12 protein-coding genes and 1 pseudogene are annotated in these 14,471 nt (G+C 69.6%); 5 read left to right on the plus strand and 8 right to left on the minus strand.

The genetic code is table 11. The features are described from left to right. Positions 1 to 231, plus strand: a pseudogene (locus HA630_RS11355) (AMP nucleosidase); the annotation flags it as partial. A gap of 58 nt (positions 232 to 289) precedes the next feature. On the opposite strand, the gene HA630_RS26580 reads toward HA630_RS11355, so the two are convergent. From HA630_RS26580 to asd, 3 genes are all read right to left on the minus strand, one after another. Next, entirely contained in the window at positions 290 to 1,900 is a 1,611-nt protein-coding gene (locus HA630_RS26580; RefSeq protein ID WP_166834809.1) for a methyl-accepting chemotaxis protein, read from the minus strand. 68 nt (positions 1,901 to 1,968) lie between these two features. Continuing rightward, the gene (gene purT / locus HA630_RS11365) at positions 1,969 to 3,210 is read right to left on the minus strand and encodes a formate-dependent phosphoribosylglycinamide formyltransferase (protein WP_166834811.1); all 1,242 of its coding nucleotides are present in this window, start codon (positions 3,208 to 3,210) and stop codon (positions 1,969 to 1,971) included. A gap of 91 nt (positions 3,211 to 3,301) precedes the next feature. After that, a complete protein-coding gene (gene asd / locus HA630_RS11370; RefSeq protein ID WP_166834813.1) occupies positions 3,302 to 4,159 on the minus strand; it encodes an archaetidylserine decarboxylase in 858 nt (285 codons plus the stop codon). 134 nt (positions 4,160 to 4,293) lie between these two features. On the opposite strand from asd, the gene HA630_RS11375 reads away from it, so the two are divergent. Beyond that, entirely contained in the window at positions 4,294 to 5,223 is a 930-nt protein-coding gene (locus HA630_RS11375) for an ATP-binding cassette domain-containing protein (RefSeq protein ID WP_166834815.1), read from the plus strand. A 71-nt stretch (positions 5,224 to 5,294) separates the two neighbouring features. Beyond that, positions 5,295 to 6,146 carry an ABC transporter permease gene (locus HA630_RS11380; RefSeq protein WP_166834817.1) on the plus strand — a complete coding sequence of 284 codons (852 nt, stop codon included), beginning with the start codon at positions 5,295 to 5,297 and terminating at the stop codon, positions 6,144 to 6,146. A gap of 104 nt (positions 6,147 to 6,250) precedes the next feature. Here the strand turns inward: HA630_RS11380 and HA630_RS11385 are convergent, their stop codons facing one another. The 4 genes from HA630_RS11385 to HA630_RS11400 all read right to left on the minus strand — a co-directional run bounded on the left by HA630_RS11385 (position 6,251) and on the right by HA630_RS11400 (position 10,807). Further along, positions 6,251 to 7,408, minus strand: a complete 1,158-nt coding sequence (locus tag HA630_RS11385; protein ID WP_166834819.1) for an aminotransferase class V-fold PLP-dependent enzyme — start codon at positions 7,406 to 7,408, stop codon at positions 6,251 to 6,253. Positions 7,409 to 7,446: 38 nt separating this feature from the next. Beyond that, complete coding sequence (locus HA630_RS11390) at positions 7,447 to 8,571, minus strand: YbdK family carboxylate-amine ligase (RefSeq protein WP_166834821.1); 1,125 nt, start codon at positions 8,569 to 8,571, stop codon at positions 7,447 to 7,449. A gap of 18 nt (positions 8,572 to 8,589) precedes the next feature. Continuing rightward, positions 8,590 to 9,813 carry a cation:proton antiporter gene (locus HA630_RS11395; protein ID WP_166834823.1) on the minus strand — a complete coding sequence of 408 codons (1,224 nt, stop codon included), beginning with the start codon at positions 9,811 to 9,813 and terminating at the stop codon, positions 8,590 to 8,592. A gap of 112 nt (positions 9,814 to 9,925) precedes the next feature. Next, a complete protein-coding gene (locus HA630_RS11400; protein ID WP_166834825.1) occupies positions 9,926 to 10,807 on the minus strand; it encodes an SAM-dependent methyltransferase in 882 nt (293 codons plus the stop codon). A 31-nt stretch (positions 10,808 to 10,838) separates the two neighbouring features. Between HA630_RS11400 and HA630_RS11405 the strand changes: the two genes are divergently transcribed. Together HA630_RS11405 and HA630_RS11410 are read left to right on the plus strand one after the other, a co-directional pair. After that, positions 10,839 to 11,840, plus strand: a complete 1,002-nt coding sequence (locus HA630_RS11405; protein ID WP_166834827.1) for a serine/threonine protein kinase — start codon at positions 10,839 to 10,841, stop codon at positions 11,838 to 11,840. Between the two features lie 31 nt (positions 11,841 to 11,871). Further along, positions 11,872 to 12,462 (plus strand): hypothetical protein, encoded by a 591-nt coding sequence (locus tag HA630_RS11410; protein WP_166834829.1) that lies wholly within the window; start codon positions 11,872 to 11,874, stop codon positions 12,460 to 12,462. A gap of 57 nt (positions 12,463 to 12,519) precedes the next feature. Here the strand turns inward: HA630_RS11410 and htpG are convergent, their stop codons facing one another. Then, positions 12,520 to 14,460, minus strand: a complete 1,941-nt coding sequence (gene htpG / locus HA630_RS11415) for a molecular chaperone HtpG (protein ID WP_166834831.1) — start codon at positions 14,458 to 14,460, stop codon at positions 12,520 to 12,522. Positions 14,461 to 14,471 lie beyond the last annotated feature (11 nt).

The raw sequence follows: 14,471 nt of genomic DNA on the forward strand, positions 1-14,471 counted from the left end.
GCGGCCAACGGCTTCCGCTTCCGGGTGCCCTACGGCACCCTGCTGTGCGTGAGCGACAAGCCGCTGCACGGCGAGATCAAGCTGCCCGGCATGGCCAACGCCTTCTACCGCGAACGGGTGGACCAGCACCTGCGCATCGGCATCCGCGCGGTGGAGCGGCTGCGCGCCGCCGGGGTGGACCAGCTGCACAGCCGCAAGCTGCGCAGCTTTGCCGAGGTGGCGTTCCAGTGAGCTGGCCGCACACCACGCACTGAGACGCCCCAGGCACGGCGGCGCGCGGCGGCCGGACTCAGCGCGCCGGCAGGCGCCGCACCGCGCCGGGCGCCGGCCGGGTGGCGCCCGGCCCACCGCCGATGTCGAACACGCCCACCGCCGCCACCAGGCGGCGCGCCTGTTCCTGCAGGCTCTCGGCGGCCGCGGCGGACTGTTCCACCAGCGCCGCATTCTGCTGGGTCATCTGGTCGAGCTGGCTGACCGCGGTGTTGACCTGGCCAATGCCCTCGGCCTGCTCCTGGCTGGCGGCCATCATCTCGGCCACGATGTCGTTGACCCGGCGCGCGTTGTCCACCACGTCGGCGATGGTGGTGCCGGCCTCGCGCACCAGCAGGGTGCCGCCTTCGACCTTGGCCACCGAGTCGCTGATGAGCTGCTTGATCTCCTTGGCCGCCTCGGCACTGCGCTGGGCCAGGCTGCGCACCTCGCCGGCCACCACGGCAAAGCCCCGGCCCTGCTCGCCGGCGCGGGCGGCCTCCACCGCCGCGTTCAGCGCCAGGATGTTGGTCTGGAAGGCGATGCCGTCGATCACGCCGATGATGTCGTGGATCTTCTGGCTGCTCTGGTTGATCTCGGTCATGGTGTCCACCACCTGACCGACCACCGCGCCGCCGTACTGCGCCACCTCGGCGGCATTGCCGGCCAGCTGGTTGGCCTGGCGCGCGGAATCGCTGGACTGCCGCACCGTGGCGGTCAGCTCTTCCATGCTGGCCGCGGTCTGCTCCAGGTTGGAGGCGGTTTGCTCAGTGCGCATCGACAGGTCGCTGGCGCCGGTGGCCACTTCGGCGCTGGCGGTGCCGATCTCGCTGGCGGCCTGGCGCACCTGGCCCAGCACCTCGCGCAGGCGGGCCGCCATCTGGTTGACGGCCAGCAGCACCTGGTCGGTTTCGCTGTGGCCGTGCACCGGCACGTTGACCGTCAGGTCACCGCCGGCCATTTGGCGCACCGCCTGCACGGTGCGGCCGGTGCTGGCGATCAGGCCACGCGCCACATAGGTGCCCAGCGCCAACATCAGCAACAAGGACGCGCCGCCGATGCCGACGATGAACCACTGGGCCTCGCGGTCGGTCTGGAGCATGCGCTCAAAGTCGGTGGCGGCCGCGTTGTCCTCGTAGGTCACCAGCTGGTTCAGGGCGCGCGTGAGGCGGTCCAGCAAGGGCTGGCACTCCTGCACGATGCGGGCCATGGCTTCTTCGGTGCGCCCCTGCACGCCCAGGTCGGTGATGGCCAGGGCCACCGGGCCATACAGCGCTTCGGCGGCGTACACCGCCTGCAGCAACTCCGCCTCCCGCGGGTCCAGGTGGGTGGCGGTCAGGTCACGCAAGCGCTGCAAGTGGGCCTGGATCTGGGTGTGTGCCGCCACGATCTTCACCCGCTCGGCCTCGCGGGCCTCGGGCGTGTCCACCAAGACCAGGTTGCGCGCCCCGATGGCGCGGGCGTTCACGCTGTCGATCAGGTCGTTGGCCGCGATCTGCCGGGGGGTGGTGACACGCTGGCTGAAGCCAACCACGCTGCCCACCTGTTGCAGCGCCACCCAACCCACCGCCCCGACCAGGGCGATCAGCAGCAGCGCCGCCGCGAGCAGCACGGTGATCTGGACACGGATGGAGGACTGGCGAAAATTCACGGCACGGTGTCAGGGGGTTGATCTGACATGGATGCTAGTGAAAAACCGCCCGCGGCGGTTGACGCAGGTCAAGCCACGCGCGGCCGCACCTTGGACGCCGCCAGCTTGGCGTGGGCGCGGGCTGTGTCGGTATCGGCCGCGCGGGCCAGGGCCACGCCCATGCGGCGCTTGACAAAGCTCTCGGGCTTGCCGAACAGGCGCAGGTCGGTGCCGGGCACGGCCAGGGCCTCGTCCACGCCATCGAACACCAGGCCTTGCGCGTCCACACCGCCGTAGATCACGGCACTGGCGCCGGGGTTGCGCAGCGAGGCGTCCACCGGCAGGCCCAGGATGGCGCGGGCGTGCAGCTCGAACTCGCTCTGGTGCTGGGTGCACAGCGTCACCAGGCCGGTGTCGTGCGGGCGCGGGCTCACCTCGCTGAACCAAACCTGCTCGCCCTGGACGAACAGCTCCACGCCGTACAGGCCCAGGCCGGCGGGCTCGCCGTTGAGGCCCAGACCCAGGTTGTCGGTGATGGTTTTGGCGATCTGGCGCGCACGCTCCAGCGCCGCGGGGTGCATGGGCATGGGTTGCCAGCTTTCCACGTAGTCGCCGCCCACCTGCACGTGGCCAATGGGGTCGCAGAAATGGGTTTCGACCTGGCTGTGGGCGCCGCGGGCGCGCACGGTGAGCTGGGTGATTTCGTAGTCGAAGTCGATGAAGCCTTCCACGATGACGCGACCGTGGCTGACGCGGCCGCCGGCCATGGCGTAGTCCCAGGCCTTTTGCACATCGGCGGGGCCATCGATCTTGCTCTGGCCCTTGCCGGAGCTGCTCATCACCGGCTTGACGATGCAGGGGTAGCCGATGCCCGGCTTGCCGTCGGCGCCTTCGATGGCGGCCTGCAGCTCGGCCAGCGAATCACAGAACTGGTAGGGGCTGGTGGGCAGGCCCAGCGTTTCGGCGGCCAGGCGGCGGATGCCCTCGCGGTCCATGGTCAGGCGGGCAGCGCGGGCGGTGGGCACCACCTGCACGGTGCCGGCGGCTTCCAGTTCCTGCAGCATGGGCGTGGCAATGGCCTCGATTTCGGGCACGACCAGGTGGGGCTGTTCGGCCTCGATCAGCGCCTTGAGCTGCGCCGGATCGCTCATGGTGATGGTGCGCGCGTGGTGCGCCACCTGCTGGCCGGGCGCGTGGTCGTAGCGGTCCACGGCGATGGTTTCCACCCCGAGGCGCTGCAGCGCGATCAGCACCTCCTTGCCCAGCTCGCCGGAGCCGAGCAGCATGACTTTGGTGGCGTGGGGGGTCAACGGGGTGCCGAGGGTGGTCATGCGGGGTCTCCTGGAAACGGTGGACAAAGAAAACGGTAAAAAAGGGGGACGGCGCCGGGCGTCTGCCGCCCAGAGGCGCTCAGGGTACGGCTCAGGCCGGCGGCACCAGCCAGTCGCCCATGGCCTCGCCCATTCGGATGGGGCGGGCCGGCGCCCAGTCGGGGTGGAAGCGCATGGCGCCCTGCGGGAACAGCAGCACCACGGTGGAGCCCAGCAGGAAGCGGCCCATCTCGTCGCCACGTGCCAGCGCAATGTCGCGGTCGTCGTAGCGCCAGTCGCGCGGGACGCCGGGGCGCGGCGGGTTGACCACGCCGTGCCACACCGTGGCCATGCTGCCGACGATGGTGGCCCCCACCAGCACCAGCACGAAGGGGCCGTGCGCGCCCTCGAACACGCACACCACCCGCTCGTTGCGGGCAAACAGGCCCGGCACGCCGCGCGCGGTGGTGGGGTTGACCGAAAACAGCTCGCCCGGCACGTGCACCATGCGCGTGAGCCGGCCGGCGCAGGGCATGTGGATGCGGTGGTAGTCCTTGGGGCTGAGGTAGAGCGTGGCGAAGCTGCCGTTGTCGAAACGCTGGGCCAGCGCGGCGTCGCCGCCCACCAGCGCGGTGGTGCTGTAGCGGTGGCCCTTGGCTTGGAAGATCTGGTCGCGCTCGATGGGCCCGAACTGGCTGATGGCGCCGTCCACCGGGCACAGCAGGTCGCTGGCGGCGAAGGGGCGCACGCCGGGCTTCAAGGCGCGGGTGAAAAAGTCGTTGAAGGTGGCGTAGCGCGCGATGTCGGGCTCGGCCGCTTCGCTCATGTCCACGCCGTAGCGGGCCACGAAGTTGCGGATGTTGCGCCGGGTGAAACCGCCCAGCGGCCGGCGCGCCAGCGCACCGGCCAGCGAGGTCAGGGCCTGCTTGGGCAGCAGGTATTGCGGCAGCACCGCCAAACGGTCAGACACGGGGGCGTCCCTCGGAAAAAGCTGGGGCCAAAGGCAGGCATTTTACCGGCGGGGCCTGCGCCACACCGCGGGCACCACCGGGCCACCGGCCTCGAGTCGCTGCACGACCGGCCCCGGCCCGGCACAATGCCCCCATGACCCCGCTGTTCCAAGCCCGCCACCTCACCAAACGCTACGGCCAAGCCACCGTGGTCAACGACCTGTCGTTCCACATCGCCCCGGGCGAATGCCTGGGCCTGATCGGGCCCAACGGCGCCGGCAAGACCACCACCATCCGCATGTGCCTGGGCCAAACCGCACCCGACGGCGGCGCCATCGAGGCGCTGGGCCTGCAGATGCCGGCCGACGCGCAGGCCATCAAGGCGCAGCTGGGGGTGGTCAGCCAGATGGACACGCTGGACCCCGACTTCAGCTGCGCCGAAAACCTGCTGGTGTTCGGCCGCTACTTTGGCCTACCCAAGGCGGCGGTGCAGGCGCGCATCCCGGCGCTGCTGGACTTTGCCGCGCTGGCACACAAGGCCCGGGCCAAGCCGGGCGATCTGTCGGGCGGCATGAAGCGGCGCCTGTCGCTGGCGCGCGCGCTGGTCAACGACCCGCAACTGCTGTTGCTGGACGAACCCACCACCGGGCTGGACCCGCAGGCGCGCCACCTGATGTGGGAGCGCTTGCAGCAACTGCTGCAACAGGGCAAAAGCATCCTGCTGACCACCCACTTCATGGACGAGGCCGAGCGCCTGTGCCACCGGCTGCTGGTGATCGACCACGGCCAGAAAATCGCGGAGGGCCGCCCGCGCGAACTGATCGCCCAGCACCTGGAGCCCGACGTGGTGGAGGTCTATGGCGGTGCCGGCACCCAGGCGCAGGCCCTGGCCACTTCACCGCTGTCCGCGCTGGCCGCACGGGTGGAGGTGAGCGGCGAAACCGTGTTTTTCTACACCCACGACGCCAAGCCCTTGCTGGCCGCGCTGGCCGACCACCCGACGCTGCGCACCCTGCACCGCCCGGCCAACCTGGAGGACCTGTTCCTCAAGCTCACCGGCCGCCAGATTCGGGAGGAGGGTTGAAGCCCTGGCCACGGCCCACCGACGCCCCCACCCACCGCCCCGACACCCCACCCGCTCGCCCTGCCGCCACCATGCCCCACGCCCCCGAAGCCCTGGCCACCCCCGCCTGCGCCACGCCCAGCCCCTGGCGCCGCCCACACCTCTCACGGCGCTTCTGGCCGGTGTTCCTGCGCAACCTGCTGGTCTGGCGCAAGCTGGCCATCCCCAGCCTGGTCGGCAACATCGCCGAACCGCTGATCTGGCTGGTGGCCTTTGGCTACGGCATGGGCCTGCTGGTGGGCGAGGTGCAGGTGGCCGGCCCCGACGGCGCGGCGCGCGCCGTGCCCTACATCCTGTTCCTGGCCAGCGGCAGCATCTGCATGAGCGCCATGAACGCCGCCACCTTCGAGGCGCTGTACTCGGCGTTTTCGCGCATGCACGTGCAAAAGACCTGGGACGGCATCATGAACGCGCCGGTCACGCTCGACGACGTGCTGCTGGCCGAAATGCTGTGGGCCGCGTTCAAATCGCTGTTCACCGTCACCGCCATCCTGGGCGTGATGCTGGCGCTGGGCATCAGCCACAGCCCCAAGCTGCTGGTGGCCTGGCCGGTGCTGCTGCTGGTGGGCATCACCTTCAGTTGCATCGCGCTGATCTTCAACGCGCTGGCGCAGGGCTACGACTTTTTCACCTACTACTTCACCCTGTTCCTCACGCCCATGATGTTCCTCAGCGGCGTGTTCTTCCCGCGCGAGCAGTTGCCACAACTGGTGCTGTGGCTGTCGAACGCGCTGCCGCTGACGCACGCGGTGTTGCTGGTGCGCCCGCTGTTCCTGGACCAGTGGCCCGCCGACGCAGGGCGGCACCTGGCGGTGCTGGCGGGCTACACCGCGGTGGCGTTCTGGGTGGCGCTGGCGCTCACGCGCCGGCGGTTCGCCCGCTGACCAGCTGACCACAGGCCGCAGCCGGCGGCCCTCCTCAAACGCCCACCGTCCAGCCCCCGCCGAGCTCGCCAGCGGCCCTCAACCGCAGGCCTCAGCGAGGCCAATCAGGCCGTGGCGGCCACGGGCTCGGTGATGCCCATCTGGTCCAGCGCGGCGGCCAGGTGCGCCACGCTGCGGTCCACGTGGTGCAGCTTTTCCAGGCCGAACAGGCCGACGCGGAAAGTGCTCCAGCCGGCCGGCTCGTCGCACTGCAGCGGCACGCCAGCCGCGGTCTGCAGGCCCAGTGCCAGAAACTTCTTGCTGTTCTGGATGTCGGGGTCGGACGTGTAGCTCACCACCACGCCCGGGGCCTGGAAGCCGGCCGCCGCCACGCTGCGGATGCCGCGCCGCTCGAACAGCGCGCGCACCTGGGCGCCCAGCTCGATCTGCTCCTGGCGCACCTGCTCGAAACCGTAGGCGCGGGTTTCCTGCATCACCTCACGCAGGCGCGCCAGCGCGTCGGTCGGCATGGTGGTGTGGTAGGCGTGGCCGCCGGCCTCGTAGGTTTCCATGATCTGCAGCCACTTCTTCAGGTCACAGGCGAAGCTGGTGCTGGTGGTGCCGTCGATGGCCTGGCGCGCCCGCTCGCTCAGCATCACCATGGCGCAGGCGGGCGAACCGCTCCAGCCCTTTTGCGGCGCGCTCACCAGCACGTCCACGCCGGTGGCGCACATGTCCACCCACATCGCCCCGGAGGCGATGCAGTCCAGCACGAACAGGCCGCCCACGGCGTGCACCGCGTCGGCCACGGCCTTCAGGTAACCGTCCGGCAGGATCATGCCGGCCGCGGTTTCCACGTGCGGGGCGAACACCAGTGCCGGCTTTTCGGCGTGGATGGTGGCGACCACCTCGTCGATCGGGCACGGCACCCAGGGCGACTGCGGGTCGGACGGGTCCACCCGGCGCGCCTTGAGCACGGTTTCCTGCGACGGAATGCCGCCCATCTGGAAAATCTGCGTCCAGCGGTAGCTGAACCAGCCGTTGCGAATGACGAGCACCCGCTGCCCGGTGGCGAACTGGCGCGCCACCGCTTCCATGCCGAAGGTGCCACTGCCCGGCACCAGCACCGCCGAATGGGCCTGGTACACGTCTTTGAGGATGGCGGAAATGTCCCGCATCACCCCCTGGAAGCGCTGCGACATGTGGTTGAGCGCGCGGTCGGTGTAGACCACCGAGAATTCGAGCAAACCGTCGGGATCGATCTGGGGCAGCAGGCCGGGCATGGGGGGTGTCTCCGTGTCGTTGTGGGCAAAAGCGCAGGTTAGCACGGCCGGCGCAGGGCCTGCACCGCCGCCTGCACCACGCCCTGCACGCTGCCGCTGTCGGCAAAGCAGCGGCGCAGGTAGCTGGCGTGGTTGCCGTCGCGGACGCAGGCACGCTCCACCTCGTCCAGCGCCGCGTGCGAGTCCAGCGCGTCGGCGTGCGGGCCCAACTGCCGCAGCGTGGCCAGGATGTCCTCGCGGATGCCGATCTGCTGGCGGGTTTTCGGGTGGACCATGGTGCCGTCCAGCCCGAAACGGCAGGCCTGGAAGCGGTTGTAGGTGTACACGAGGTAGTCGTCCTCCTCGGGCGGCGGCTCGTTGCGCTCCAGCAGGTGGCGGCACAGCGCCTGCAGGTAGCAGGCCAGCGCGGCGGCGCGCTCCACCGTCAGCGGCGTGTCGCACACCCGCAGTTCGATGGTGCCGTACTCGGGCTTGGGCCGGATGTCCCAGTAAAAGTCCTTCATGGACTGGACCACGCCGGTGCTCTCCATCTTGGTGAAGTAGCCGTGGGCGAATTCGTCCCAGCTCAGCACAAAGGGCGCGCGCCCGCTCAAGGGAAAGGCGAACACCGAGTTCAGCCGGGCCGAGTCGAACAGCGTGTCCACCCCCTGCGAAAACGGCGACGACGCCGACAGCGCGATGAAGTGCGGCACGTAGCGGTTGAGCGCGTGCAAGAGGAACAAGGCCTCGTCGGGCGAACCGCAGCCCACGTGCACGTGCTGGCCGAACACGGTGAACTGCTTGGCCAGGTAGCCGTACAGGCCCGACAGCTGCTGGAAGCGCGGCTTGGCAAAGATGCGCTGCTCGAACCAGCGCTGGAACGGGTGGGTGCCGCCGCCGGCCAGTTCGATGTTGAGCCGGTCGCCGGCGTGCACCAGGGTGTCGCGGATCTCGCGCAGCTGCGCCAGCAGCGGCCCGTGTGCGGTGTGGATGCCGGTGGCCACCTCGATCATGCTTTGCGTCATCTCCGGCGTGACCACGCCGGGGAAGGGCTGGCGCCGCAGCAGTTCCAGCAGGTCGTCGGCGCTGCTGGAGAGGTCGTGGTCGTAGGTGTTGACGAGTTGCAGCTCCAGCTCCACCCCCAGGGTGAGGGCGTCGGAGGCCTTGAAGGTTTCCAGTGGCATGCGGGGCTCCGGTGGCCGTCAGGCGCGGTGGGTGGGCGACGCTGCGCCCGGCGCGGCCTCGGCGGTGAGGTGGGTTTCGCGCGCCGCCATCAGGCTGCGCTGCGTCACCCAGGGGCCCAGCAGTTCCTGCAGCACCATCAGCGCGGCCATGGCGGCGAAGGCCTCGGTGGCCGGGGCAAAGCCGTAGAGGCGGCTCTGTTCCAGCAACAAAATGGCGAAGGCCGACATGGGCGTGAGCGCCAGCCCTGTGAGCCAGCCCTTGCGCGCGGTGATGCCGCTGAGCCGCGCCACCGCCAGGTTGCACAGCGCCTTGGACGCCACCCGCAGCGCCAGCAGCGTCAGCGCCAGCCCCACCGTGGCGGGCACCGCCGGCCAGTCGATCAGCGTGGCCACGTAGACGAACAGGAACAGGCCCAGCAGTTCGCCGGCCGAACCGAAATTGCGCTGCGCCGGCGTGAGCTGCACCCGGCGCTCGCGGGCGACGATACCAAAGCTCAGCGCGGCCAACAGCGGCGACAACATCAGCGCCTGCGACACGGTGGCCAACAGCAGTACCGCCAGCGCGAACACCGCCGTGGCGCGCGCGGCCTCCACCGGCCGGTGCCGCAGCAGCCAGGGCACCAGCACCCCGAGCGCGCCGCCCAGGGCCACCGAAATCACCAGCGCGTACACGCTGCCCAGCGCCGCCGCGCCCCAGTCGCCCGAGGTGCTGAGGTGCCAGTACCCCACCACCAGCTTGACAGCCAGCACCGACAGCAGGCAGTTGATGGCGCACAGGTGCATGACGCGTTCGGTCACCTGGCCGGCGCCGCGCAGTTCGTTAGCCACCCGCACAATGCCCGCGGGCGAGGCCGATATCGCCAGCGCCGCGACGATGAGCCGCACCTCGGGGGCCAGCCCGAACCCGCCGGCGGCCCAGTACACCAACCCGAAGGTCACGGCCGACTCCACCACCCCCACCGCCAGCACCCAGGGGTTGTGGCGGAACCAGCGCAGGTGGATGCGGTAGCCCAGCTCGAACAGCACCAGCGCCAGCGCGGTGTTGGCCAGAAAGAACAGGCCGGGCACGCCCTCGGTCAGCGCCGGCTGGCCGACGAAACCGGCCAGCAGGCCGGCGGCCACGTAACTGGACACGCGCGGCACCCGCCACAGCGCGTGCAGTTGCTCGCCCAGCACCCAGGCGGCCAGCAACAGCAGCGGCCAGGCCAGGGAAGGCATCCAATGGGGCAGGTCGGTGACCATGGGTGCGTCTCCTCAAAGCGGCCCCGGTCGTGGGCGGGCGGCGGGGCCGGCCACGCCAGGGCTTTGTTCTGAAAGGGGGCGGCGCACCGGGCCCGCACCCCGCGTAGTTTTGTCAGACGCCGAAGCGTTGCTGGAGTTCCTGCAGCCCCAGCTCGTCCAGCACCTGCTGCAGCCGCGCCCGTGCGCTGGCCTTGCCCGGGCCCACCTTGCGCGCCAGGATCAGTTCGTTCTTCATCGAATGTTCCCAGCCCACCAGCTCGGTCACCGTCACCTGGTAGCCGTGGGCCTCCAGCTGCAGGCAGCGCAGCACGTTGGTGATCTGGCTGCCGAACTCGCGCGTGTGCAGCGGGTGGCGCCAGATCTCGCTCAGCGGCGTGCGCGCCAGCGTCAGCGCCTTGTGCTTGCGCAGCACGCTGGCCACCTCGGCCTGGCAGCAGGGCACCAACACCAGGGCCCGGGCCTGGCGCGCCAGCCCGAAGGCGATGGCGTCGTCGGTGGCGGTGTCGCAGGCGTGCAGCGCGGTCACCACGTCCACCATGGCGGGGATGTCGGTGGCGGTCATCGCGTCCTGCACCGTGGCGGCGACGAAGCGCATGCGCGCAAAACCCAGCCGCTCGGCCAGTTCGCGCGAGCGCGCCACCAGCTCGGCCCGGGTTTCCACCCCGATCACCTGGCCCACCGCGCGCGGCTGGAAAAACAGGTCATACAGCATGAAGCCCAGGTAAGACTTGCCGGCGCCGTGGTCCACCAGCGTCACGTCGCCGCGCGCGTCCAGCGCCTCCTGCAGCAGCGGTTCGATGAACTGCAGCAGGTGGTTGACCTGCTTGAGCTTGCGCCGCGTGTCCTGGTTGAGCTTGCCCTCGCGGGTCAGGATGTGCAGCGCCTGCAGCAGCGCCACCGACTGGCCCGGGCGCAATTCGGGCAGCACCTCGGACAGGGGTTTTTCGGCGGGGCGCCCCGCGCGCGGCCGGGGCGTGGGTGGGTGTTTCGACATGGGGCGATGATAGGGCAGCGACAATGCCGCCATGACCACCGCCGCCGACGCCCACCCTTACCACGCCCTGACCCCCGACGCGGTGCTCGACGCCCTGGCCGCGGTCGGCCTGTGGGGCGACGGCCGCCTGATGGCGCTGAGCTCCTACGAAAACCGGGTCTACCTGGCCCACCTGGAAGACGGCGACGCGGTGGTGCTGAAGTTCTACCGCCCGGCCCGCTGGAGCGACGCCCAGATCGAGGAAGAACACCGCTTTGCCCAGGCCCTGGTGGCGGCCGAGGTGCCGGTGGTGGCGCCCCGGGTGCTGCACGGCCGCACCCTGCACCACCACGCCGGCTTTGCCTACAGCGTCAGCCCGCGCCGGGGCGGGCGCCGGCCCGAGCTGGACGACCCCGAGGTGCTGGAGTGGATCGGCCGCTTCCTGGCCCGGCTGCACCAGGTGGGCGCGCAAGCGCCGTTCGCCCAGCGCCCGGCCCTGGACGCCAGCACCTTCGGCCAGGAGCCGCTGGACTGGCTGCTGGCCCACGACACGCTGCCGCCCGCGGCCCGGCGCGACTGGGAGGCTGCCGCGCGCGCCGCCGTGGACGCCGCCGGGCAGGCCCTGGCCGACAGCGGCGCGGCCACCCTGCGCCTGCACGGCGACTGCCACCCCGGCAACATCCTGTGGACGCCCACCGGCCAGCCCGGCGCGGGCCCGCACTTCGTCGACCTGGACGACGCCCGCACCGGCCCCGCGGTGCAGGATCTGTGGATGCTGCTCAGCGGCGACCGCGGGCAGCAGCAGCGCCAGCTCGGCGCCCTGCTGGACGGCTACGAAACCCTGCGCGACTTCGACCGGCGCGAGCTGGCCCTGATCGAGCCGCTGCGCACCCTGCGCCTGCTGCACTACAGCGCCTGGCTGGCGCGGCGCTGGGGCGACCCGACCTTCCCCATCCACTTCCCCTGGTTTGGCAGCGACGCCTACTGGCAGGAGCAGGCCCGGCTGCTGTGGGACCAGGTGGCCGCCATGCGGGCCGATCCTTTGGTAGCATGAGGCGGCGCGGTTGCGCGCCAGGAGACGCCCCATGAGCACCATCGCCGGCTACGTGGCCCCGCAGCTGCCCGAAAACAAGCTGCGGCTGTACCCCACCAAGGTCATCAACATCATCGGCGGGCCGGGCTGCGACAAATCGCTCTACTCCTCGGCCATTGTGCTCAAACTGCACCTGCGCCACAAAAGCGTGGAAACCGTGCCCGACGTGGCCAAAAGCCTGGTCTGGCAGCGCGACCTCGACGCGCTGCGCAACCAGTACGGCATCGCGCTGCAGCAGTTCCGCGCGATCGAGGTGCTGGACGGCCAGGTGCAGTTCCTGGTGACCGAAGGCGCCCTGCCGCAGCTGCTGTACTACAACGCCAGCTACCCCGACAACGTCTGCGACGTGGAAAAAACCCGCCAGCAGATCCTGGCCTGGTACAAGCAGTTCAACAACGTCAACGTGCTGGTCCAGCGCGACCCCGACAAAAAATACGTGCGCAGCGGCCGTTTCCAGGACGAGGCCCAGGCGCAGGCCGTGGACCATGGCATCCGCGGCGTGCTCCACCGCGAGGGCATCCCCTACACCGTGCTGCCGCCGGACCACCGCGCCATCATCGAATTCGCCGCCACGCTGGAGTGAGCGCAGGCCCCAAGGCCGTGGCGGCGGGGCGGCCGTTCAGCGACCGCCCCTGGATCTTCAGACCAGCAAGGCGTTGACCCGCTTGACGTAGGCGGCCGGGTCTTCCGGCAGGCCACCTTCGGCCAGCAGGGCCTGGTCGAACAGGATGTGGGCCAGGTCGTCGAAATGCGCCGAGCCGTCGAGCTTTTTCACCAGCGCGTGGTCGGCGTTCACCTCCAGGATGGGCTTCATGTCGGGCACGGCCTGGCCGGCCTGCTTGAGCATGCGCGCCAGTTGGGTGCTCATGCCGTGGTCGTCGGACACCAAACAGGCGGGCGAGTCCACCAGGCGGGTGGTCACGCGCACGTCCTGGGCCTTGTCCTGCAAAGCCGCCTTGAGCTTGTTCAACACCGGCTTGAAGGTTTCGGCGGCCTGCTCGGCGGCTTTCTTTTCCTCTTCGTCTTGCAGCTTGCCCAGGTCCACGCCGCCCTTGGCCACCGATTGCAGCGGCGTGCCGTCGAAGGCGTGCAGGAAGGACAGCGCCCATTCGTCCACGCGGTCGGTCATCAGCAGCACTTCGATGCCCTTCTTCTTGAACACCTCCAGCTGCGGGCTGCTCTTGGCGGCGGCCAGGGTGTCGGCGGTGATGTAGTAGATGGCCTCCTGGCCCTCTTTCATGCGCGCCTTGTAGTCGGCCAAGCCCACCGCCACGGCGTCGCTCTGGGTCGAGGCGAAGCGCAGCAGCTTAGCCAGCCGGTCGCGGTTGCCGAAGTCTTCGCCCAGGCCCTCTTTCAGCACCGCACCGAATTCGGCGTAGAAGGCGCTGTACTTGCCGGCCATGCGCTCGGCCTCGGCTTGTTCTTCGGCGCTCAGGACGTCGGTCACGCCGTCGGCGCCTTCGGTGGGCAGCCGGTCCTTCTTGGCCAGGTCTTCCAGCATGGCCAGCACGCGGCGGGTGTTGCCCTCGCGGATGGCCTTCACGTCGCGGCTTTCCTGCAGCAGTTCGCGGCTCACGTTCAGCGGCAGGTCGGCGGAATCGATCACGCCCTTGACCCAGCGCAGGTAGGTGGGCATCAGCGCCTCGGCCTCGTCCATGATGAACACGCGCTTGACGTAGAGCTTGACGCCCGCTTTCTTGTCGCGGTTCCACAGGTCTTGCGGCGCCTTGGCCGGGATGTAGAGCAGCTGGGTGTACTCGGTGCTGCCCTCCACCCGGTTGTGGCTCCAGGCCAGCGGGGCCTCGGTGTCGTAGCTGATGTTCTTGTAGAAGTCGGTGTACTGCTCGTCGGAAATGTCTTTTTTGGCGCGCGTCCACAGGGCACTGGCGCTGTTGACCGCTTCCCACTCGTCCTGCAGCACGTACTCGGACTTGTCCTGGTCCCACTCCTCCTTCTGCATCAGGATGGGCAGGCTGATGTGGTCGGAGTACTTGCCGATGATCTGCTTGAGCTTCCAGCGGTTGAGGTACTCGGTCGCGTCGTCGCGCAGGTGCAGGATGACGCTGGTGCCGCGCGCGGCGCGGGTGATGGTTTCGGTCTCGAAGTCGCCCGAACCGCCGCTGACCCAACGCACGCCTTCTTCGGCCTTGAGCCCGGCGCGGCGGCTTTCGACGGTGATCTTGTCGGCCACGATGAAGCCGGAATAGAAGCCCACGCCGAACTGGCCGATCAGCTGCGCGTCCTTCTTCTGGTCGCCGCTCAGGCGGCTCATGAAATCTTTGGTGCCGCTCTTGGCGATGGTGCCCAGGTGGTCGATCGCCTCCTGCTCGCTCATGCCGATGCCGTTGTCGGTGATGGTCAGGGTCTTGGCGTCTTTGTCGAACGCCACACGCACTTCGAGGTTGGGCGCGTCTTCGTACAAACCGGCGTTGTTCAGGGCTTCGAAGCGCAGCTTGTCGCAGGCGTCGGAGGCGTTGGACACCAGCTCGCGCAGGAAGATTTCCTGGTTGGAGTACAGCGAGTGGGTGACGAGGTGCAGCAGCTGGGCCACTTCGGCCTGGAATGCGTGGTGTTTGCTCATGGTGGGCACAA

It is taken from the genome of Aquabacterium sp. A08 (genome assembly GCF_011742065.1).

What these genes read in the sequence shown, in the direction of transcription:
- purT (WP_166834811.1), bottom strand. Translation starts at nt 3,210, where the DNA reads ATGACCACCCTCGGCACCCCGTTGACCCCCCACGCCACCAAAGTCATG.
- HA630_RS11375 (WP_166834815.1), top strand. Translation starts at nt 4,294, where the DNA reads ATGACCCCGCTGTTCCAAGCCCGCCACCTCACCAAACGCTACGGCCAA.
- HA630_RS11380 (WP_166834817.1), top strand. Translation starts at nt 5,295, where the DNA reads ATGCCCCACGCCCCCGAAGCCCTGGCCACCCCCGCCTGCGCCACGCCC.
- HA630_RS11385 (WP_166834819.1), bottom strand. Translation starts at nt 7,408, where the DNA reads ATGCCCGGCCTGCTGCCCCAGATCGATCCCGACGGTTTGCTCGAATTC.
- HA630_RS11390 (WP_166834821.1), bottom strand. Translation starts at nt 8,571, where the DNA reads ATGCCACTGGAAACCTTCAAGGCCTCCGACGCCCTCACCCTGGGGGTG.
- HA630_RS11395 (WP_166834823.1), bottom strand. Translation starts at nt 9,813, where the DNA reads ATGGTCACCGACCTGCCCCATTGGATGCCTTCCCTGGCCTGGCCGCTG.
- HA630_RS11400 (WP_166834825.1), bottom strand. Translation starts at nt 10,807, where the DNA reads ATGTCGAAACACCCACCCACGCCCCGGCCGCGCGCGGGGCGCCCCGCC.
- HA630_RS11405 (WP_166834827.1), top strand. Translation starts at nt 10,839, where the DNA reads ATGACCACCGCCGCCGACGCCCACCCTTACCACGCCCTGACCCCCGAC.
- HA630_RS11410 (WP_166834829.1), top strand. Translation starts at nt 11,872, where the DNA reads ATGAGCACCATCGCCGGCTACGTGGCCCCGCAGCTGCCCGAAAACAAG.
- htpG (WP_166834831.1), bottom strand. Translation starts at nt 14,460, where the DNA reads ATGAGCAAACACCACGCATTCCAGGCCGAAGTGGCCCAGCTGCTGCAC.